Origin of the sequence: Halomonas zincidurans B6, assembly GCF_000731955.1 — a bacterium.
Taxonomy (GTDB): domain Bacteria; phylum Pseudomonadota; class Gammaproteobacteria; order Pseudomonadales; family Halomonadaceae; genus Modicisalibacter; species Modicisalibacter zincidurans.
Window position 1 is genome coordinate 3,509,695 of sequence record NZ_JNCK01000001.1, and the last position, 20,878, is coordinate 3,530,572.

At 65.1% G+C, this 20,878-nt stretch carries 18 protein-coding genes and 2 tRNA genes; 16 read left to right on the forward strand and 4 right to left on the reverse strand.

What is annotated here, in order from left to right; translation table 11 throughout:
* The first annotated feature begins 37 nt into the window (after positions 1-37).
* The 15 genes from rlmE to pnp all read left to right on the forward strand — a co-directional run bounded on the left by rlmE (position 38) and on the right by pnp (position 15,447).
* The gene (rlmE, locus tag HALZIN_RS0116405) at positions 38-712 is read left to right on the forward strand and encodes a 23S rRNA (uridine(2552)-2'-O)-methyltransferase RlmE (protein WP_236255004.1); all 675 of its coding nucleotides are present in this window, start codon (positions 38-40) and stop codon (positions 710-712) included.
* Between the two features lie 91 nt (positions 713-803).
* Entirely contained in the window at positions 804-2,774 is a 1,971-nt protein-coding gene (gene ftsH, locus HALZIN_RS0116410) for an ATP-dependent zinc metalloprotease FtsH (protein ID WP_031385261.1), read from the forward strand.
* Between the two features lie 121 nt (positions 2,775-2,895).
* Entirely contained in the window at positions 2,896-3,759 is an 864-nt protein-coding gene (gene folP, locus HALZIN_RS0116415) for a dihydropteroate synthase (protein ID WP_031385262.1), read from the forward strand.
* Positions 3,756-5,105 carry a phosphoglucosamine mutase gene (gene glmM / locus HALZIN_RS0116420; RefSeq protein WP_031385263.1) on the forward strand — a complete coding sequence of 450 codons (1,350 nt, stop codon included), beginning with the start codon at positions 3,756-3,758 and terminating at the stop codon, positions 5,103-5,105. The genes folP and glmM overlap by 4 nt, the downstream gene beginning before the upstream one ends.
* A gap of 71 nt (positions 5,106-5,176) precedes the next feature.
* Complete coding sequence (gene tpiA, locus HALZIN_RS0116425; protein WP_031385264.1) at positions 5,177-5,926, forward strand: triose-phosphate isomerase; 750 nt, start codon at positions 5,177-5,179, stop codon at positions 5,924-5,926.
* A 2-nt stretch (positions 5,927-5,928) separates the two neighbouring features.
* A complete protein-coding gene (gene secG / locus HALZIN_RS0116430; RefSeq protein ID WP_031385265.1) occupies positions 5,929-6,291 on the forward strand; it encodes a preprotein translocase subunit SecG in 363 nt (120 codons plus the stop codon).
* Between the two features lie 122 nt (positions 6,292-6,413).
* Positions 6,414-6,500, forward strand: a tRNA-Leu gene (locus tag HALZIN_RS0116435).
* Between the two features lie 109 nt (positions 6,501-6,609).
* Positions 6,610-6,686, forward strand: a tRNA-Met gene (locus tag HALZIN_RS0116440).
* A gap of 157 nt (positions 6,687-6,843) precedes the next feature.
* On the forward strand, positions 6,844-7,305 hold the full coding sequence (gene rimP, locus HALZIN_RS0116445) for a ribosome maturation factor RimP (RefSeq protein ID WP_031385266.1): 462 nt from the start codon (positions 6,844-6,846) through the stop codon (positions 7,303-7,305).
* Positions 7,306-7,333: 28 nt separating this feature from the next.
* On the forward strand, positions 7,334-8,827 hold the full coding sequence (gene nusA / locus HALZIN_RS0116450; protein ID WP_031385267.1) for a transcription termination factor NusA: 1,494 nt from the start codon (positions 7,334-7,336) through the stop codon (positions 8,825-8,827).
* A gap of 27 nt (positions 8,828-8,854) precedes the next feature.
* Positions 8,855-11,425 (forward strand): translation initiation factor IF-2, encoded by a 2,571-nt coding sequence (infB, locus tag HALZIN_RS0116455; RefSeq protein WP_031385268.1) that lies wholly within the window; start codon positions 8,855-8,857, stop codon positions 11,423-11,425.
* A gap of 45 nt (positions 11,426-11,470) precedes the next feature.
* Entirely contained in the window at positions 11,471-11,878 is a 408-nt protein-coding gene (gene rbfA, locus HALZIN_RS0116460; RefSeq protein ID WP_031385269.1) for a 30S ribosome-binding factor RbfA, read from the forward strand.
* Positions 11,878-12,786, forward strand: coding sequence for a tRNA pseudouridine(55) synthase TruB (gene truB, locus HALZIN_RS0116465; protein WP_031385270.1), 909 nt, complete (start codon positions 11,878-11,880; stop codon positions 12,784-12,786). The genes rbfA and truB overlap by 1 nt, the downstream gene beginning before the upstream one ends.
* 112 nt (positions 12,787-12,898) lie before the next feature.
* Entirely contained in the window at positions 12,899-13,168 is a 270-nt protein-coding gene (gene rpsO / locus HALZIN_RS0116470; protein WP_031385271.1) for a 30S ribosomal protein S15, read from the forward strand.
* Positions 13,169-13,323: 155 nt separating this feature from the next.
* On the forward strand, positions 13,324-15,447 hold the full coding sequence (pnp, locus tag HALZIN_RS0116475) for a polyribonucleotide nucleotidyltransferase (RefSeq protein ID WP_031385272.1): 2,124 nt from the start codon (positions 13,324-13,326) through the stop codon (positions 15,445-15,447).
* Positions 15,448-15,567: 120 nt separating this feature from the next.
* On the opposite strand, the gene hisC is transcribed toward pnp, so the two are convergent.
* Complete coding sequence (hisC, locus tag HALZIN_RS0116480) at positions 15,568-16,623, reverse strand: histidinol-phosphate transaminase (protein ID WP_031385273.1); 1,056 nt, start codon at positions 16,621-16,623, stop codon at positions 15,568-15,570.
* Between the two features lie 172 nt (positions 16,624-16,795).
* Here hisC and HALZIN_RS0116485 point away from each other — a divergent pair, with 172 nt between their 5' ends.
* Entirely contained in the window at positions 16,796-17,683 is an 888-nt protein-coding gene (locus tag HALZIN_RS0116485) for an AEC family transporter (RefSeq protein WP_031385274.1), read from the forward strand.
* 82 nt (positions 17,684-17,765) lie between these two features.
* Here the strand turns inward: HALZIN_RS0116485 and HALZIN_RS0116490 are convergent, their stop codons facing one another.
* The 3 genes from HALZIN_RS0116490 to panB all read right to left on the reverse strand — a co-directional run bounded on the left by HALZIN_RS0116490 (position 17,766) and on the right by panB (position 20,732).
* The gene (locus HALZIN_RS0116490; protein ID WP_031385275.1) at positions 17,766-18,944 is read right to left on the reverse strand and encodes an acetyl-CoA C-acetyltransferase; all 1,179 of its coding nucleotides are present in this window, start codon (positions 18,942-18,944) and stop codon (positions 17,766-17,768) included.
* 145 nt (positions 18,945-19,089) lie between these two features.
* Positions 19,090-19,941, reverse strand: a complete 852-nt coding sequence (gene panC / locus HALZIN_RS0116495; protein ID WP_031385276.1) for a pantoate--beta-alanine ligase — start codon at positions 19,939-19,941, stop codon at positions 19,090-19,092.
* On the reverse strand, positions 19,941-20,732 hold the full coding sequence (gene panB, locus HALZIN_RS0116500) for a 3-methyl-2-oxobutanoate hydroxymethyltransferase (RefSeq protein ID WP_031385277.1): 792 nt from the start codon (positions 20,730-20,732) through the stop codon (positions 19,941-19,943). Before panB ends, panC begins: the two co-directional genes overlap by 1 nt.
* Between the last annotated feature and the right edge of the window lie 146 nt (positions 20,733-20,878).

Sequence of the window (20,878 nt, forward strand, 5' to 3'; positions counted from 1 at the left end):
ACGACCCATCCGCCGGATGGATGATCCAGGTGATCGTGTGGCCCGAAGCACTTCCAGCAGAAGCACTCCCGGCAAGAGCCCCTCAAGCAAGGGCGCGGTCGGCAAGAGCAAGACCGGCTGGCTCAAGGAACATTTCGACGATCAGTACGTGCAGCGCTCATGGCAGGACGGCTACCGTTCGCGAGCCAGCTACAAGCTGCTCGAACTCGACGCCAAGGACCGTCTCTTCAAGCCCGGCATGACGGTGGTCGACCTGGGTGCCGCGCCCGGCGGCTGGAGCCAGGTGGCCGCCGAGAGGGTGATGCCGGGAGGTGCGGTGATCGCCTCCGACATTCTCGAGATGGACGCGCTGGCCGACGTCGCGTTCATTCAGGGCGACTTCACCGAGGAGTCGGTGCTCGAGGCGATTCTCGCCGAGCTGGGCGGGCGCCCGGTGGATTTGATCATTTCCGATATGGCGCCCAACATGAGCGGTATGGCCGCCATCGACCAGCCCAAAGCGATGTATCTGGTCGAGCTGGCACTCGATCTGGCCCGTCAGACACTGAGTCCGGGCGGGCGGCTGCTGATCAAGGTCTTTCAGGGCGAAGGCTTCGATGGCTTCCTCGATGACCTGCGCGGCAGCTTCGCCAGGGTGATGACTCGCAAGCCGGAGGCCTCGCGCGCCCGTTCGCGGGAAGTGTATCTCCTGGCGGATGGATTCAAGCGCTGAGCTTGCAAAGCTGGTGGTACGCCCCCATTTGAGGTGTAGAGTCAGCGATGGGCATGCTTGGCAGACAGATTGATTCAATGAGGGTATTCCCTTGAACGATATGGCGAAGAACCTGATCTTGTGGTTGATCATCGCGGCCGTCCTGCTGACGGTGTTCAACAATTTCAGTGTCGACAATACCTCGCAGACGACGGTGAACTACTCCCAGTTCGTCGAGCAGGTGCAGCAAGGGCAGGTGCGCTCGGTCACCATCGATGGCTATACCATTACCGGTGAGCGTTCCGACGGCTCGCAATTCCAGACGATCCGTCCCGCCGCGCAGGATCCCAAGCTGATGGACGATCTGCTGGCCAACGACGTCAGCGTGACCGGCAAGCAGCCCGAGGAGCAGAGCCTCTGGACGCGGCTGCTGATCGCCAGCTTCCCGATCCTGATCATCCTCGCCATCTTTTTGTTCTTCATGCGACAGATGCAGGGCGGTGCCGGCGGCAAGGGCGGGCCGATGAGCTTCGGCAAGTCCAAGGCCAAGCTTCTGACCAACGATCAGGTCAAGACCACGTTCGCCGATGTCGCCGGTTGCGACGAGGCCAAGGAGGAGGTCGAGGAGCTGGTCGACTTCCTCAAGGATCCCAGCAAGTTCCAGCGTCTGGGCGGGCAGATTCCGCGCGGCGTGCTGATGGTCGGCCCTCCGGGTACCGGCAAGACGCTGCTGGCCAAGTCCATCGCCGGCGAAGCCAAGGTGCCGTTCTTCTCGATCTCGGGTTCCGATTTCGTCGAGATGTTCGTCGGCGTCGGCGCCTCGCGCGTGCGTGACATGTTCGAGCAAGCCAAGAAGCAGGCGCCGTGCATCATCTTCATCGACGAGATCGACGCCGTGGGCCGCTCGCGCGGCGCCGGCATGGGCGGCGGCAACGACGAACGCGAGCAGACTCTCAACCAGTTGCTGGTCGAGATGGATGGCTTCGAGGCCAACGAGGGCATCATCGTGATCGCCGCCACCAACCGGCCCGACGTGCTCGACCCGGCGCTGACGCGTCCGGGACGTTTCGACCGTCAGGTGGTCGTGGGGCTGCCGGATATCCGCGGTCGCGAGCATATCCTCGGCGTGCACCTGCGCAAGGTGCCGCTCGGCGAGGACGTCAAGCCGAGCATCATCGCGCGCGGTACGCCGGGCTTTTCCGGCGCCGATCTGGCCAACCTGGTCAACGAGGCGGCACTGTTCGCGGCGCGGCGCAACCGCCGGCTGGTCGGCATGGAAGAGCTCGAGCTGGCCAAGGACAAGATCATGATGGGTGCCGAGCGCAAGTCCATGGTCATGACCGAGAAGGAAAAGCTCAATACCGCTTATCACGAGTCGGGGCACGCGATCATCGGCCTGTTGATGCCCGAGCACGACCCCGTCTACAAGGTCACCATCATTCCGCGTGGCCGTGCGCTGGGCGTCACCATGTTCTTGCCGGAGGAAGACCGCTTCAGTCTGTCCCGTCAGCAGATCATCAGCCAGATCTGTTCGCTGTTCGGCGGTCGTCTCGCCGAAGAGATGACGCTGGGCCCGAACGGGGTGACGACCGGCGCTTCCAACGACATCAAGCGGGCTACCGAGCTGGCGCACAACATGGTCGCCAAGTGGGGGCTATCTGCCGAGATGGGGCCGATCATGTACGACGAGGACGAGTCGCATCAGTTCCTCGGCGCCCCGGGCCAGGGCGGCGGCAAGCTCAAGTCCGGCGAGACTACCACCCGGCTCGACAAGGAAGTGCGGCGGATTATCGACGAATGCTACACCCAGGCCAAGCAGTTGCTCGAGGACAATCGCGACAAGCTCGATGTCATGGCCGAGGCGCTGATGCAGTACGAGACCATCGATGCCGAGCAGCTCAGGGACATCATCGAAGGGCGCAAGCCGCGTCCGCCCAAGGATTGGGGCAACAGCGATGATTCGGGTGGCGGTTCGCCGATAGCCGACGCCCGTCCCGAGGCTGACGAAGACGGCGGTGAAGACGAGGGCGAGCGGCCGAGCCGCAAGCCGTCCGATCCGTTGGGTGGCCCGGCCGGTCACTGAGCCCGCCTGTCTGCCGACAACAAGATGTTCTGTGCAAGGCGCCCACGCGGCGCCTTGCAGCGTTTAGAATGGGCCATTACAGTGATCGTTTCTGTCGACAAGTCCTGCCATGAGCCACTCCATGAAGAACCGCGAGGGGAATGCCATGTTGTCGTGCGGTCGTCACCGCCTCGATATCTCCTACCCACGGGTGATGGGCATCCTCAATGTCACGCCGGATTCATTCTCGGATGGCGGCAATTTCAATGTGCTCGATGCAGCCCTTGAGCATGCGCAAACGATGCTCGCCCAGGGCGCGGCGGTCATCGATGTCGGTGGCGAGTCGACGCGCCCCGGTGCCGCGACGGTATCGGAGCAGCAGGAGCTGGATCGGGTGGTGCCCGTTGTCGAGGCGCTGGTGCGCGAGCTCGACGCGCTGGTCTCGGTGGATACCAGCAACCCGGCGGTGATGCGCGAGGTGATCGGTCGCGGTGCGGGGATGATCAACGACGTCCGCTCGTTGCGCCGTCCCGGCGCGCTGGAAGTGGCGGCAGCCAGCGGTTTGCCGATATGCCTGATGCACATGGTCGGCGAGCCGGGCGACATGCAAACGGCGACTGACTATGCTGAGCCTATCGAGCAGGCCGTCGCCGATTTTCTCAAGGCGCGGATCGCCGAATGCGAGCGGGCCGGCATACGCCGCGAGCGGCTGATCCTCGATCCGGGGTTCGGCTTCGCCAAGACCGTCGGCCAGAATCTGCGCCTGCTCAATAGACTGGATACGCTCGGCGACTTCGACTTGCCGTTGCTCGCCGGGATGTCGCGCAAGAGCATGATCGGCAAGGTGCTCGACCGTCCGGTCGAGGAGCGCCTGCCGGGCGGTCTGGCGCTGGTTTCCCTGGCGGTCGAGCGTGGCGCTCGGTTGCTGCGCGTTCACGATGTAGGGCCCAGCGTGGATGCCATCAACATGACCTGGGCCGTGCTACAGGAAGATGCTGACCGATGACGCGACGTTACTTCGGGACCGACGGTATTCGTGGCACCGTCGGGGAGTACCCGATTACCGCCGACTTCATGCTCAAGTTGGGCTGGGCCATGGGGTGCGTGCTGGAGCGCAAGAACCGCAACGCCAAGGTGCTGATCGGCAAGGATACGCGGATTTCCGGGTACATGTTCGAGTCGGCCCTGGAGGCCGGTCTCTCGGCGGCCGGTGTCGATGTCGCGCTGCTCGGGCCGATGCCGACCCCGGGGATCGCCTACCTGACCCGGACCTTCCGCGCCGATGCCGGGATCGTCATTTCGGCTTCGCACAATGCCTTCCAGGACAACGGCATCAAGTTCTTTTCGGCCGAGGGCACCAAGCTGCCCGATGCCATCGAGGCATGTATCGAGGATGAGCTCGACAAACCCCTCGAGACGGTGTCGGCGGACCGCCTGGGCAAGGCCGTGCGGATCAGCGATGCGGCGGGCCGCTACATCGAGTTCTGCAAGTCGACGGTGCCCAAGCGGCTGACCCTCGCGGGGCTCAAGGTCGTGCTCGACTGCGCCCATGGGGCGACCTATCACATCGCCCCCAGCGTGTTTCGCGAACTGGGCGCCGACGTCAGCCTGCTGGGCGTCAGCCCCGACGGGCTCAACATCAATCAGCAGGTAGGCTCGACGCATCCGGCGCCGCTGCGCGCGGCGGTAATCGAGCGGGGCGCCGACATCGGCGTGGCCTTCGACGGCGACGGCGATCGAGTGATCCTGGTCGATAGCGACGGGCGTGAGATCGATGGTGACGACATCCTCTATATCATCGCCCGCGATCGTCACGAGCGCGGCGTGTTGGGCGGTGGCGTGGTCGGCACGCTGATGAGCAATTTCGGTCTGGCCGCGGCCATGGAGTCGCTGGGCATTCCCTTCGAGCGGGCCAAGGTCGGCGACCGCTATGTCATGGAGTGCCTGGAGGCCAAAGGCTGGCAATTGGGCGGCGAGTCTTCCGGTCACATCGTCTGCAGCCATGTGCAGAGCACCGGCGACGGCATCGTCTCGGCACTGCAGGTACTGACGATCATGGTTTCCCGCGGCTGCTCGCTGACCGCGTTGCTCGACGGCTTCGAGAAGGCGCCGCAGGCGCTGGTCAACGTGCGGCTCACCGAGGGCGCCGACAAGCAGGCGCTGCTCGACAGCGAGGCATTGCGCCGCTCGGTGGCCGCCGTGGAAGGCGAACTCGGCGACTCGGGGCGAGTGTTGCTGCGCGCTTCGGGGACCGAGCCGCTGATCCGAGTGATGGTTGAAGGGCGTCCGCGCTTCGATGTCGCGGCCTTGGCACAGCGCATCGCCGTGGATGTCGAGACGCTCATGGCCTGAGGCGCGATGCCGGTTGTCTTGGCCGGGCCGCTCCTATACCATCTTGCACCACTCCGAGAAAGGGGCTCACCATGCGCATGCCGCTGATCGCCGGCAATTGGAAGATGAACGGATCCCTGACGCTGATCGAGCAGTTCGGCGAGGCCTTCGCGGCGGCCGAGCTATCGTCCTCGGTGGAAGTGGCCCTGTTGCCGCCGTTTCCCTATCTGCCGGCCGCGCAGGCAGCCCTCGGCGCGACGCCGGTGGTGCTCGGCGCGCAGACGCTGAACCCGGCGCACTCCGGGGCGCATACCGGGGAAGTCAGTGGTCGGATGCTCAAGGAATTTGGCGTCGAGTATGCCCTGGTCGGTCATTCCGAACGGCGTCAACTATACCGCGAAGCCGACGAGGCGGTCTACGACCGCCTGCTGGCGGCACTCAGCGCGGATATCCGGCCTATCCTGTGCGTCGGCGAGACGCTCGAGGAGCGCGATGCCGGCCGAACCCGCGATGTCGTGCTGCGTCAAGTGGGCCATGTCATGGCGAGGCTGGATCCGCAGCAGCGCACTCGGGTGACGATCGCCTACGAGCCGGTGTGGGCCATCGGCAGCGGTCGCACAGCCACGCCCGAGCAGGCCCAGGAGGTCCTGGCGGCGATTCGCGAGTATCAGGCCGGCTTCGACCGCGAATTGGCGGCCGGACTGCGCTTGCTCTACGGCGGCAGCATGAATGCCGGCAACGCGGCTGAATTGTTGTCTCAGCCCGATATCGACGGCGGCCTGGTGGGCGGAGCTTCGCTCAAGGTCGACGATTTTATAGCCATCTGTCAGTCAGCAGGTTAACCATGCAAGCCATCCTTCTCATGATTCATGTGGCGCTCGCCATCGCGCTGGTCGCGCTCATTCTGCTGCAGCAGGGTAAAGGCGCCGAGGCCGGCGCCTCCTTCGGGGGGGGGGCCTCGCAGACCGTCTTCGGCTCGCGCGGCAGCAGCAGCTTCCTGGCCACGCTCACCGGGGTGCTGGCAGCGGCCTTCTTCGTGACCTCGCTGGGCCTGGCTTACCTGGCTTCTTCCCAGGCCGATAGCGCGCCGGACGTGGGTATTCCCGACGCCGAGGTGATCGAACAGCAGAAAACGGTACCGACCCTTGACGACAGCAGCAATCAGCAGGATAATGCTGCGCCAGCCCTCGAGGAAGAAGGACAGTGATAGTCCGGTCTGATGATCGAGTAGCAGCAAGATAAACCAAGCGGAATCTTTCGAGGATGAAATGCTTGGTCTTGAACGGAAGGCAGTCGCAGGATTTATTCTGCCTCTTGTTCGCCCCTGATGCCGAAGTGGTGGAATTGGTAGACACGCTATCTTGAGGGGGTAGTGGCCTTATGGTCGTGGGGGTTCAAGTCCCCCCTTCGGCACCACCTGAGCGCCCCAGCAAGCGGTGCTCGGGAGCACGATTGGCTGGACATGGCGATCTGCTCGTTTCCTTGACCGGAGCGCGAGCGAGTTCCTATAATCGCCAACCTATGATGCGGGGTGGAGCAGTCTGGTAGCTCGTCGGGCTCATAACCCGAAGGTCGTCGGTTCAAATCCGGCCCCCGCTACCAAGTTTGTTGTGAAAGGCCCCTTCCTATGAAGGGGCTTTTTGTTAGCAGCCTGATTTTGGCCATCTGAGTTGTTGACACTAATGCCAATCAGCCACCTAGCTTTCCTCTTTACTCCTGGGTCAGGTGCCTGATGCAACTGCTGTAGGAGCCTTCGTCTGTGGCAAACAAGCACGCTGCGCTGAACGCACTCATCGAGCCGGTGGTCACGGCCATGGGCTTTGAACTCTGGGGGATCGAGCTTTTGCCCCAGGGCAAGCAGTCCCGGCTGGTGGTGTACATCGACAGCCCGGTGGGCATCACGGTCGATCACTGTGCCGACGTCAGTCGTCAGATCAGCGGGGTACTCGATGTCGAGGATCCAATTCCCGGCAAGTATCAGCTCGAGGTGTCGTCACCCGGCATGGATCGCCCCTTGTTTGATCTTGAGCAGTTCGCGCGCTTCAAGGGGTATCAGGTATCCCTGCGCTTGCGGGCGCCGTTCGAAGGGCGTCGCAAGTTCAAGGGGTTGCTGGCGGGCGTCGAGAATGACGAGGTGCTGCTGCAGCTGGACGGCGAAGAGTACTGCTTTCCCATCGATGGCATTGAACAGGCGCGGATCGTGCCGCAGTTCGGTGCATGAGGACTGGTTTTCTGGCGAGGCTTAAGGCATGAGCAAAGAGATTCTGCTGGTCGTTGATGCGATCTCGAACGAAAAGGGTGTACCCCGCGACGTTATCTTCGGCGCGGTCGAGGCGGCATTGGCCAGCGCATCACGCAAGCGTTTCGAAGGTCAGGAAGCGAGCGTACGCGTGCAGATCGATCGCGCCACCGGCGACTACGAGACGTTTCGTCGCTGGGCGGTAGTCGAGGACGATGACTTCGAGAATCCGGATGCCGAAATCAAGCAGTCGTACGCCGAGAGGCGCGACCCGCCGTTGACGCTCGGCGATGTGGTCGAGGAGCGCATCGAGAACGCCGCCTTCGGGCGCATCGCGGCACAGACCGCCAAGCAGGTCATCGTGCAGAAGGTTCGCGAGGCCGAGCGTGCCGAGATCGTGCGGCACTACGCCGAGCGTGAAGGTGAGTTGATCGCCGGCATCGTCAAGAAGACTACCCGCGATGGGCTGATCATCGACCTGGGCGACAACGCCGAGGGCTTCCTGCCGCGCAGCGAGATGATTCCCGGCGAGCGTTACCGGCTCAACGAGCGGGTCCGCGCGCTGTTGTGGAAGGTCGACGCCGAAGCCCGCGGCTCGCAACTGATCCTGACCCGCACGCGTCCCGAGCTGATCATCGAACTGTTCAAGATCGAGGTGCCGGAAATCGCCGAGCAGCTCATCGAGATCAAGGGCGCGGCTCGCGACCCGGGGTCGCGGGCCAAGATCGCGGTCAAGACCAACGACAAGCGCATCGACCCGGTCGGCGCCTGCGTCGGGATGCGCGGTTCCCGCGTCCAGGCGGTATCCAACGAACTGCGCAACGAGCGCGTGGATATCATCCTCTGGGACGACAACCCGGCCCAACTGGTGATCAATGCCATGGCGCCGGCGGATGTGGCCTCGATTCTCGTCGACGAGGATACCCACGCCATGGACGTGGCGGTCGCCGAGGACAATCTGGCCCAGGCCATCGGCCGCAGCGGGCAGAACGTTCGCCTGGCCAGCGAGCTGACAGGCTGGGCGCTCAATGTAATGACCGAAGACGAGGCTGAAGGCAAGCGCGAGCAGGAAGTCGACACGCTGGTCGAGTACTTCATCAATCATCTCGAGATCGATGATGAGCTGGCCCGGATACTGGTCGACGAAGGCTTCACTTCGCTCGAGGAGATCGCCTACGTACCGCTCGAGGAAATGCTGGAGATCGAAGAATTCGACGAGGACCTGGTAGAGGAGTTGCGCGCACGCGCAAAAGATGAGCTGTTGAACCTGGCAATCGCTTCCGAAGAGGCACTCGACGGCGCTCAGCCCGCCGAGGATCTCCTCGAGATGGACGGCATGGATCGTCACCTGGCCTTCACTCTGGCCAGTCGTGGCATCGTCACCATGGAAGACCTTGCCGAACAATCTGTCGATGACCTCAAGGACATCGAGGATGTAGACGAAGAGCGCGCCGCGGCACTGATCATGACCGCCCGTGCGCCCTGGTTCGAGAGTCAAGAGTAACTAGGTCACGGGCTCAGGAGGGTCGTAATGGCAGAGATGACAGTTAAGGATTTTGCAGCCAAGGTGGGGCGTGAGGCGCCCCGCCTGCTGGAACAGATGCAGGAAGCCGGGCTTCCCCACAAGGCGGAAGGCGACGCGGTGTCCGAAGAGGACAAGCAACGCCTGCTCGACCACCTCACTCAGAGTCATGGCGGCGGCCAGGTACCGAAGAATCGCGTCACCCTGACACGCAAGACCAAGAGTCGCATTCGCTCGGGCGACGGTCGCGGCAAGTCGATCGAGGTTTCCGTCCGCAAGAAGCGTACCTACGTCAAGCGCGAGGAAGCCGAGGAGCCGGCGGCGCAGGCCCCCGAACAGGGCCCGCGTCAGCTGGTCGGCGACATGGCCGATGCCTCTCAGGCGCGCGAACAGGCGGAGCGTGAGGCCCAGGCCAAGGCCGCCGAGGCTCAGCCGGACGTTTCGGGCGCCGCCGCGTCGGGCGCCACTGCGTCGGGCGTCGAGGTCCCGGCAACGTCCGATAACAGCGCCCAGGCGGAAACTACCGCGCCGGCCGCCGACGAGATCCGCTCCGAGCAGGATCTTGCCGCTGGCGAGCCGCCTGCGGAGCCGATCGTCGAGGCACCGCCCAAGGAGCCGCGCAGCGACAACCGCCGCGCCAATCCCAAGAAGGCCGCCGCCAAGAAGGATCGCGACACCAGTCGTGACGAAGATCGCGAGGAGCGCGCCGAGCGCCGTCGCGGTGGCGGCAAGAAGGTCAAGCGTGCCGAGCGGCGTGGTAGCCGGCGCGGCGGCCGCGACAGCGGCGGCGGTGGCAAGCACAGCTTCCAGCGTCCGACCCAGCCGATCGTGCGCGAGGTGGCGATCCCCGAGTCGATCAGCGTCGCCGATCTGGCCGACAAGATGGCGATCAAGGCCAACGAAGTCATCAAGGCCATGTTCACCATGGGCGCGGCGGTGACCATCAACCAGACCATCGACCAGGACACCGCGGCGATCGTCGTCGAGGAGATGGGCCACAAGCCCAAGCTGGTCAAGGACGACGCGCTGGAGACCGAAGTCCTCGAGGGCATTTCCTACGAGGGCGAGGAGATCACGCGTTCGCCGGTGGTCACGGTGATGGGTCATGTCGACCACGGCAAGACCTCGCTGCTCGACTTCATCCGGCGCACCAAGGTCGCCACTGGCGAGGCCGGCGGCATCACCCAGCACATCGGCGCCTACCACGTCGAGGATCAGCACGGCGGCGTGACGTTCCTCGACACCCCGGGCCACGCGGCGTTCACCGCCATGCGTGCCCGCGGCGCCCAGGCGACCGACGTGGTCATCCTGGTGGTCGCGGCCGACGACGGCGTGATGCCGCAGACCATCGAGGCGGTCGAGCACGCCAAGGCGGCCGAAGTGCCGCTGGTGGTCGCGGTCAACAAGATCGACAAGCAGGGCGCCGATCCCGACCGGGTCAAGAACGAGCTGTCCCAGCACGGCGTGATCTCCGAAGAGTGGGGCGGCGATACCCAGTTCGTGCACGTCTCGGCGAAGACCGGCGAAGGCATCGATGCCCTGCTCGAGGCGGTATTGCTGGTCTCCGAGGTGCTCGAGCTCAAGGCCGTTCCCGCGGCGCCCGGCAAGGGCGTGGTGGTCGAGTCGCGGCTTGACAAGGGGCGCGGCCCGGTGGCCACCGTGCTGGTCCAGAACGGCACCCTGAAGAAGGGCGACATCGTGCTGGCCGGCCTGCACTACGGCCGCGTTCGCGCGCTGACCAACGAGCTCGGCAAGCAGGTCGACGAAGCCGGCCCGGCGATGCCGGTGGAGATCCAGGGCCTGGACGGCACGCCCGAAGCCGGCGAGGACTTCATGGTCCTGGCCGACGACAAGAAGGCCCGCGAAGTCGCCAACTTCCGTCAGGGCAAGTACCGCGAGGTGCGTCTGGCGCGTCAGCAGAAGGCCAAGCTCGAGAACATGTTCTCGCAGATGGGCCAGGACGAGGTGGCCAAGGTCAATATCGTCCTCAAGGTCGACGTGCAGGGCTCGCTGGAAGCGATCCGCGGGGCGCTCGAGGAGCTCTCCACCGGCGAGGTCGAAGTCGCCGTGGTGTCCTCCGGGGTCGGCGGCATCACCGGCACCGATGCCAACCTGGCGCTGGCCTCCGACGCCATTCTGGTCGGCTTCAACGTGCGTGCCGACGCCGCCGCGCGCGAGATCGTCGAGCGCGAAGGGCTGGACCTGCGCTACTACAGCGTCATCTACCAGTTGGTGGATGAAGTCAAGCAGGCGATGAGCGGCATGCTGGCGCCGGAGTGGAAGGAAGAGATCGTCGGTATCGCCGAGGTCCGCGACGTCTTCCGCGCGCCCAAGATCGGCTCGGTGGCCGGCTGCATGGTCGTCGAGGGTAGCGTCCATCGCCACAAGAAGATCCGCGTGTTGCGCGACAACGTGGTCATCTACGAGGGCGAGCTGGAATCGCTGCGCCGCTTCAAGGACGACGTCAGCGAAGTGCGCAACGGCATGGAGTGCGGTATCGGCGTCAAGAACTACAACGACGTCCAGGTCGGCGACAAGATCGAGGTCTTCGATCAGGTCAAGGTCGAGCGCAGCCTGTGACGAATGGTATGTCGACGCCGATGACGCAGCGAGGAGAGTGAGCCGATGCGCGAGTTCAAGCGTACCGACCGGGTGGCCGACCAGCTCCAGCAGGAGTTGGCGGTGCTCATCCAGCGCGAGATCAAGGACCCGCGGCTGGGCATGGTCACCGTCAGTGGCGTGACCGTCAGCCGCGACCTGGGCTACGCCGACGTCTATGTCACCCTGTTGGGCGACGACGAGCCTGAGCGGATCAAGGAGAACCTCGCGGTACTCAAGCGTGCCGGGGGGTTTCTGCGCAGCCAGATCGCACGCCGGATCAAGCTGCGCCACGTGCCGGAACTGCGCTTTCACTTCGATGAGAGCGTGGTTCGCGGACACAAGCTGTCGTCGCTGATCGACGAGGCGGTCGAGACCGACCGGGCGCGTCACGGCGATGTGGCCGAGGGCGACGAACCGGAAGGCCAACGCTGATGGCGCGTCGTCGCCGCGGCCTGCCGATCGATGGCGTGCTGTTGCTGGACAAGCCCCGGGGCGTGTCCAGCAACCATGCCCTGCAGCGTGTACGCCGGCTTTACCAGGCGCAGAAGGCGGGGCATACCGGCACGCTGGATCCGATGGCCACCGGGCTGTTGCCGGTGTGCTTCGGCGAGGCGACCAAGTTCTCGTCGCAGCTGCTCGAGGCCGACAAGGTCTACCGCACCTACGTGCGACTCGGCGAGATCACCGACACCGGCGATGCCGACGGCGAGGTGATCGAGCGGCGTCCGGTACCGGCACTCGAGGCGGCCGACATCGAACGGGTGCTGGGCGATTTCCGCGGCGAGATCGAGCAGATCCCGCCGATGCATTCGGCGCTCAAGCATCAAGGCAAGCCGCTTTATCAACTGGCCCGCGAGGGCAAGACGATTGCGCGTGCGCCGCGCCGCGTGACGGTTTACGATACGCGGCTGATCGGCCGCGAGCCGGCGGGCTTCGAGTTGGAAGTCGCCTGCAGCAAGGGCACCTACATTCGTACGCTGGCCGGGGACATCGGTACGGCGCTGGGCTGCGGGGCGCATATCAGTGCGCTGCGCCGGCTCAAGACCGGGCCCTTTAAGGCCGCTGACATGTTCGACTTCGCGACCCTGGAGGCCGGGCTGACGGATGGCGGGCACCAAGCGTTGTTGCCGATGGACGTGCTGGTTGCGCATCTGCCGCGTCTGGACGTCGATGACGCCACCGCGCAGCGCGTGCTTCATGGCCAGCGGGCGCCTGTTGATACCATCGGGCTGACCAACGACAGCCTGGTTAGACTCTATCGCGATGCGGCCTTTCTGGGCCTGGTCGCGGTAACGGCGGCAGGGGAGATCGCTCCGCGCCGCCTGGTCGCCGCCGCCTGACCGCGGCTGGCGGCTCTCGCCACTGGGATTTAAGTGGCGCGACCCTGGAGACTGCAAATATGCGTGGTCTCCGACATTCAATGCTCAGGCATATTGCTTACTGGAGAGACAGATGGCTTTGACCGCTGAAAAGAAGGCCGAGATCGTCAACGAATACGGCCGTGGTGACAACGACACCGGTTCCCCCGAGGTTCAGGTGGCGCTGTTGAGTGCCAACATCGATGGCCTGCAGTCGCACTTCAAGACCAACAAGCAGGACCACCACTCGCGTCGTGGCCTGATCCGCATGGTCAACCAGCGCCGCAAGCTGCTCGACTACCTCAAGCGCAAGGATCTGGGGCGCTACCAGTCGCTGATCCAGCGTCTGGGCCTGCGTCGCTAAGCAAGGCCTGTCCGCGGATGATGATGAACAAGCAACCCCTCGGGGTTGCTTGTTCTTTTATGGGGGTGCGGTAGCCCTTGACCCCGTGAACTCCTAAAATGGTCGCCGAGTCAAAAAGACCCCAACATGAAACAGACAAGTTGAAGGAAGTCACCGTGAATCCGGTCAAAAAGACATTCCAGTACGGTCAGAGCACCGTCACCCTCGAAACCGGGCGCATCGCCCGTCAGGCCACCGGCGCCGTGCAGGTCACCATGGACGGCGCGGTGGTGCTGTGCACCGTGGTCGCCAGGAAGGACATCAAGCCGGGGCAGGACTTCTTCCCGCTGGCGGTGTTCTATCAGGAAAAGACCTACTCGGTGGGCAAGATCCCCGGTGGCTTCTTCAAGCGCGAAGGCCGTCCGACCGAGAAGGAAACGCTGACCTCGCGGCTGATCGACCGGCCGATTCGCCCGCTGTTTCCCAAGGGCTTCATGAACGAAGTCCAGGTCGTCTGCACCGTGCTCTCCGCCGATCGTAACCAGGACCCGGACATCGCCGCGATGCTCGGCACCTCGGCGGCGCTGGCGATCTCCGGCGTGCCGTTCAGCGGGCCGATCGGCGCCGCACGGGTGGCCTTCAGCGAAGATCGCGGCTACTTCCTCAACCCCAGCGTCGAGGAACTGGCGGTCTCCGAGCTGGACATGGTCGTCGCCGGTACCGACAAGGCCGTGCTGATGGTTGAATCCGAGGCCAAGGAACTGCTCGAGGACGAGATGCTCGGCGCGGTGCTCTACGGTCACCAGGAAATGCAGGTGGCGATCAGCGCGATCAACGAGTTCGTCGCCGAGGCCGGCAAGCCCAAGTGGGACTGGCAGCCGGCGACGGAAAACGCTGCACTCAAGGAGGCGCTGGCCAGCGGCTTCGAGAGCCAGGTCGGCGAAGCCTACCGGATCACCGACAAGATGGCGCGTCAGGATGCCCTCGGCGAACTCAAGCGTCAGGCGGTGGAGCAGCTGTCCGGCGATGGTGAAGGTCAGTTTGATGCCGACGAGGTGGGTGGCGCCTTCGCCAGTCTCGAGAAGCGCGTGGTGCGCCGCCGGGTGATCGACGGCGAGCCGCGCATCGACGGCCGTAACCACAAGACCGTGCGCCCGCTGGACATCGAGGTCGGCGTGCTGCCGCGCACCCACGGCTCGGCGCTGTTCACTCGCGGCGAGACCCAGGCGATAGTCATCGCCACGCTGGGCACGCTGCGCGACGCCCAGTTGATCGAGTCGCTGGAAGGCGAGCGCAAGGATCGCTTCCTGCTGCACTACAATTTCCCGCCGTACAGCGTCGGCGAAGCCGGCTTCATGGGCGGGCCCAAGCGGCGCGAGATCGGTCATGGGCGTCTCGCCCGGCGCGGCGTCCAGGCGATGCTGCCGAGCGACGAGGCGTTTCCCTACACCATTCGCGTGGTGTCCGAGATCACCGAATCCAACGGCTCGAGCTCGATGGCCTCGGTGTGCGGCTCGTCGCTGGCGCTGATGGATGCCGGGGTGCCGCTCAAGGCGCCGGTGGCGGGCATCGCCATGGGTCTAGTCAAGGACGGGGACAAGTTCGCCGTGCTTACCGACATTCTCGGCGACGAGGACCACCTCGGCGACATGGACTTCAAGGTGGCCGGCTCGGCGGAAGGCGTCACCGCGCTGCAGATGGACATCAAGATCGAGGGCATCAACGAAGAGATCATGGAGACCGCCCTGCAGCAGGCTCACGAAGCCCGCCAGCATATCCTCGGCGAAATGAACCGGGTGATCGCGCAGAGTCGCGAGGAGGTCTCCGTCAACGCGCCGTCGATGGCAACCATCAAGATCTCGCCGGACAAGATCCGCGACGTGATCGGCAAGGGCGGCGCGACGATCCGCAAGATCTGCGACGACACCGGCGCGTCCATCGATCTCGACGATGACGGCACCGTGCGCATCTACGCCGAGGACAAGGCGGCCGCCAAGCGCGCCATCGACACCGTGCTGGGAATCACCGCCGAGGCGGAAATCGGCAAGCTCTACCAGGGCAAGGTGGTGCGGATTGCCGACTTCGGCGCGTTCGTCAACTTCATGCCGGGCACCGATGGGCTGGTGCATATCTCGCAGATCGTGCCCGAGCGGGTCAATGACGTGCGCGACTTCATGAACGAAGGCGACGAAGTGATCGTCAAGGTGCTCGATATCGACAACCGCAACCGCGTGAAGCTGTCGATCAAGGAGATCACCGCCGAAGAGAAGGCAGCCTTCGAGGCGAGCCTGGCCGAGTAACGGATCAGTCCGGCCGGGACAACCCGGCCTGGCCGTAAGGCCAAACAACGGAACGGCCCATCCGCCAAGCGGATGGGCCGTTTTTCATTCAGGCGTACGCGTTTGTGCAGAGCGATGCGCTCAGCGGCAGATCGCCTCGAGCGCCTCGATCAGGCTGTCCATCTCATCGTCGGTGCCGATGCTGATGCGCAGGAAGTCGCGCAGCGCCTCGCTGTTGAAATGGCGCACCAGGATGCCGCGCTCGCGCAGCCCGCCGAACAGTTCGCCGGCATCGAGATCGTGGTGCCGGGCAAGCAGGAAGTTGGTCTGCGACGGCAGCACCTCGAAGCCCAGTTCATCGAGCCGGCGGCGGGTGCGCTCGCGGGTGGCGATCACCCGTTCGCGGCAGGCCTCGAAATGCCCGCGATCGGCCAGCGCCGCAATCCCCGCGGCGCTGGCCAGGCTGTCGATGGGGTAGGAGTTGAAGGAATCCTTGACCCGCTCGAGGCCCTCGATCAACTCGCGCGAACCGAACGCATAGCCCAGCCGCAAGCCGGCCAGGCTGCGCGACTTGGAAAAGGTGCCGACCACCAGCAGGTTGGGATGGATGTCGATCAGCGGAACCGCACTTTCGCCGCCGAAGTCGACATAGGCTTCGTCGACCAGCACCACACGCTCGCTAACCTGTTCGAGCAGTCGGGCGATGGCCGAGCGCGGGTGGCCGTGGCCGGTGGGGGCGTTGGGGTTGGCGAACACCACGCCGCCGCTGTCGGCGCTCAGGGCATCGAGCGGCACCTGCCAGTGATCGTCGAGCGCCAGCGTGCGGTAGCTGATGTCGTAGAGCCGGCAGTAGACAGGATAGAAGCTGTAGCTGATGGCCGGCATCAGCAGCGGTCGCGACTGGCGGAAGAAGGCCTGAAAGGCCAGTGCCAGGACTTCGTCGGAACCGTTGCCGACGAAGACCTGGTCGACGTCGACGCCGTGTTCGCGGGCCAGCGCCTCGCGCAGGGCCCACGATTCGGGGTCGGGGTAGCGGCGCAGATGAGCGGCGGGAAATTCGCGCAGCGCGCGCTCCACGCCAGGGGCCGGCGGATAGGGATTCTCGTTGGTGTTGAGCTTGACCAGTCGCTGGCGCGGCTGCTCCCCGGGGACGTACGGCGTCAGCTCGCGAACTTCCGGGCTCCAGAACTTGCTCATGGTATCTCGGTATCGTGATCGTAAGAATCGGTTGGCGCTCGTCGAGCGCGCTTCAGGACAGTGCTTCAAGTCGCTGTCTCGAGAGGATGCTTGGGTTATGGTGACGTGCCCGAACGAGCCGCGCAAGCCACGGCATGCTAGGCTGCCACTCTTTGATCGCCGAGTCGTATGCATGCTGGCCAAGATTCTCTCGACCCTGCTGCCGGTGTTCCTGATTGCCGGCTGCGGAACGCTCTACGGGCGCTTTCGCACCCCCGACATTCGCAGCCTCAATACGCTCAACATGGAGCTGTTCGTGCCCATGCTGGTGTTTGCGGTGCTGGCCGATCGCCAGGCGCCGCTTGCGGAGTACGCCAACCTGGCGCTGGCCGCCGGGCTGATTGTACTCGGTTCGGGATTGCTGTTGTGGCCGTTGGCGACGCTGCTCAAGCTCAACCGGCGAACCTTCCTGCCGCCGATGATGTTCAACAACACCGGCAACATGGGCATACCGCTGCTGGTGCTGGCATTCGGCGAAGCTGCGCTGCCCGCGGCGGTGGTGGTGTTCGTCGTCGAGATGCTGCTGCATTTTTCGCTGGGGCTGTACATGCTCGACCCGCGCACCCCCTGGTGGCGGCTGTTGCGTATGCCGATCGTGCTTGCCAGCCTGGCTGGGCTGGCGGTCAATCTGAGCGGCCTCCACCTGCCCGGCTGGCTGCTCGAAGCGCTCGACATGCTCGGCGGGGTGAGCATTCCACTGATGCTGTTCGCGCTCGGGGTGCGCATGCTCGACGTCGACTTCAGCGACTGGCGGATGGGCGTGCTGGGCGCCGTGGCCTGCCCGGCGAGCGGTCTGGCGCTGGCCTGGCCGTTGATCGCCTGGCTCGACCTGTCGGGCCTGCAGGCGGCGACGCTATGGGTCTTCGCGGCCCTGCCTCCGGCGGTGCTCAACTATCTGGTGGCCGAGCAGTATCGCCAAGAGCCGCACACGGTGGCCTCGCTGGTGCTGATCGGCAACCTGGGCAGTCTGGTAGTCATGCCGATCGTGCTGGCGGTGCTGTTCGCTCAAGGCGCCGGCTGAACCAAGCGAGGAATCCGCCGGAAACGACGACGCCAGCGGCTCGAGCCGCTGGCGTCGCTTTGCTGCAGTCTCCGCTTCGGCGTCAGCGTTCGATGGCCAGCGCCACCCCTTGGCCGCCACCGATGCACAGTGTCGCCAGGCCCTTCTTGGCATCGCGGGCGATCATCTCGTGGAGCAGCGACACCAGCACGCGACAGCCCGAAGCGCCGATCGGGTGGCCCAGGGCGATGGCGCCGCCGTTGACGTTGATCTTGCTGACGTCCCAGCCGAGCTCCTTGTTGACCGCCATGGCCTGGGCGGCGAACGCCTCGTTGGCCTCGACCAGGTCGAGATCGTCGATGGTCCAGCCGGCCTTCTCCAGGCAGCGCCGCGTTGCCGGTGCCGGGCCGAGGCCCATGATCGCCGGATCGACGCCGGCGTTGGCATAGGCCTTGATGTGGGCCAGCGGTTCGAGGCCCAGCTCGCGGGCCTTGTCGGCGGAGCAGATCATCGTCACCGCGGCGCCGTCGTTGATCGATGAAGCGTTACCGGCGGTGACCTTGCCATCCTTCTTGAAGGCGGGCTTCATGGCACCGAGCTTCTCGGCGGTGATGCCGGCGCGCGGCCCTTCGTCGGCGGCGAAGGTGACCGGATCGCCCTTGCGCTGGGGAATCTCGATCGGCACGATTTGGCTGTCGAAGCGTCCCGACTCGATGGCGGCGCTGGCGTTGCGCTGCGACTGGGCGGCGAAGTCGTCCATCTGCTCGCGGGTGATGCCGTACTTGTCGGCGAGATTCTCGGCGGTGATGCCCATGTGATAATCGTTGAAGGCGTCCCACAGGCCGTCGTGAACCATCGAGTCGATGGCCTTCCAGTCGCCCATGCGCTGGCCGATGCGCGAATGCGGCAACAGGTGAGGCGCCAAGGACATGTTTTCCTGGCCGCCGGCGAGGATCAGCTCGGCATCGCCGCAGCGGATCGCCTGGGTCGCCAGGTGTAACGCCTTGAGACCCGAGCCGCAGACCTTGTTGATGGTCATCGCCGGCACGCCTTCGGGCAGGCCGGCACGGATCGATGTCTGGCGGGCGGGGTTCTGCCCGCAGCCGGCGGTAAGCACCTGGCCGAGCAGGACTTCGTCGACCTGCTCCGGGGCGACGCCGGTACTCGCCAGGATATCCTGAATCACTTTGACGCCAAGCTCGGTGGCAGGAATGCCGGCGAGCGAGCCGCCGAAAGTGCCGATAGCGGTGCGGCGCGCCGCGACAATGACCACGTCTTGCATGGGAGACTCCTTGATACGAGGCGAACGTTTACCTGTTCAGCATAGGGGACTCGGGCGCATGGCGACAATCGACAATCAGGCGGAAAGCGCCGGCGGCGTCTCCGCCGGCTAAAAGGGCTTGGGCAAGAGCTGGGTTCGGCCGGTTTCAGTGCGGCAGCGTCACCGCGAGATTGTCGATCAGTCGCGCCGGACCCAGGTGGGCGGCGCCGAGCAGCACCGCCATGCGGGTGTCGTCGCTGACCGCAGCCAGGTCGTCGTATCGGCGCAGCTCCAGGTAATCGGGCTTGAAGCCGTCCTCGGCTAGCCGGGCGAGCCCTTGACGCAAGGCCTCTTCGCGTGCGGTGCCCCGCTCCAGCGCATCACGAACCTGGCATAGCGTGGCATACAGGCGCGGCGCTCGGGCCCGTTGCTCGGCACTGAGATAGCCGTTGCGCGACGACAGCGCCAGGCCATCCTCGGCGCGCACGATCGGCACGCCGACGACCTCGACCGGGAAGTGCAGGTCGGCGACCAGCTTGCGGATCACCGCGAGCTGTTGGAAATCCTTGCTGCCGAAGCAGGCCAGGTCGGGCTGGAACAGGTTGAACAGCATGCTGACCACGGTCGCCACGCCGCTGAAATGCCCCGGCCGGTTGGCGCCGCACAGACCCTCCGAGACCTCGGGCACCTGAACCGTGGTCTGTGCCGTGGTGCCCTGCGGGTAGAGGGTCTCGTGGCCGGGCGCGAACAGCAGGTCGCAGCCGGCGCGGGCGAGCCGTGCGCGGTCCTCGTCCAGGGTGCGCGGATAGCTGGCGATGTCCTCGCCGGCGCCGAACTGCAGCGGGTTGACGAAAATGCTCGCCACCACGTAGTCGGCGCGCTCGCGGGCGGCGGCGACCAATGCCAGGTGGCCGTCATGCAGGTTGCCCATGGTCGGCACCAGGCCGATGCGCCGGCCTTGGCGGCGCGCTTCGGCGAGGCTTTCACGCAGCGTGGCGATGTCGGTCACGGTGTGCATCAGAAGCAATGCTCCTCGGCCGGAAAGCGGCGTGTCTTGACTGCTTCATGGTAAGCCGTGAAGGCGCCCTGGATCGAGTCGGCCTCGCGCATGAAGTTCTTCACGAAACGCGGCGTGCGCCCTTGGCTGATGCCGAGTATGTCGTGCATGACGAGTATCTGACCGTCGGTGTCGGCGCCGGCGCCGATGCCGATCACGGGAACCTCGAGGGCCTGCTGCATGGCCCGGCCGAGGCTCGCCGGCACGCACTCGAGCAGGATCGCCGAGGCGCCGGCATCGACCAGCGCGCGGGCATCGGCGATCAGCCGTTCGGCCTGCGCGGCGTCGCGCCCCTGGACCTTGTAGCCGCCCAGTTGATAGACGGTCTGCGGGGTCAGCCCGAGATGGGCGCAGATCGGCACGCCGCGCCGCGTCAGCTCCCTGACGCCGTCGGCCATCCACGCCTCGCCCTCGATCTTGATCAGTTCGGCCCCGGCGCGCATCAACTCGCCGGCATCCTGGAGCAGGCGTTCCTGGCTCGAGTTGCTCATGAACGGCAGGTCGACCATCAGCAGGCTGGCACCCTTGCTACGCGCCACGCAGCGGGTGTGATAACAGATGTCGGCGAGGGTGACCGGCAGGGTGCTGGCGTGGCCCTGCAGGACCATGCCCAGCGAGTCGCCGACCAGCAGGACTTCGATGCCGGCCTGACTGGCGACATGGGCGAAGGAAGCGTCGTAGGCGGTCAGGCAACTGAACGGTTCGCCGGCGCGCTTGGCCGCCTGCAGCGTACTCACGGTGACGGTTTTCATGGCGTGCGGTTCTCGTATTGCGCTCCGGGCGTGCGGCTATGCCCGGAACTGGCGTGTATTGCGAAGGTTGTTACCATGCAGGGCGAAAGTGTGGAATGGTAACAATCACGCTGCAACTCGACTTTGGCGAAGCTCGACTTTGGCGA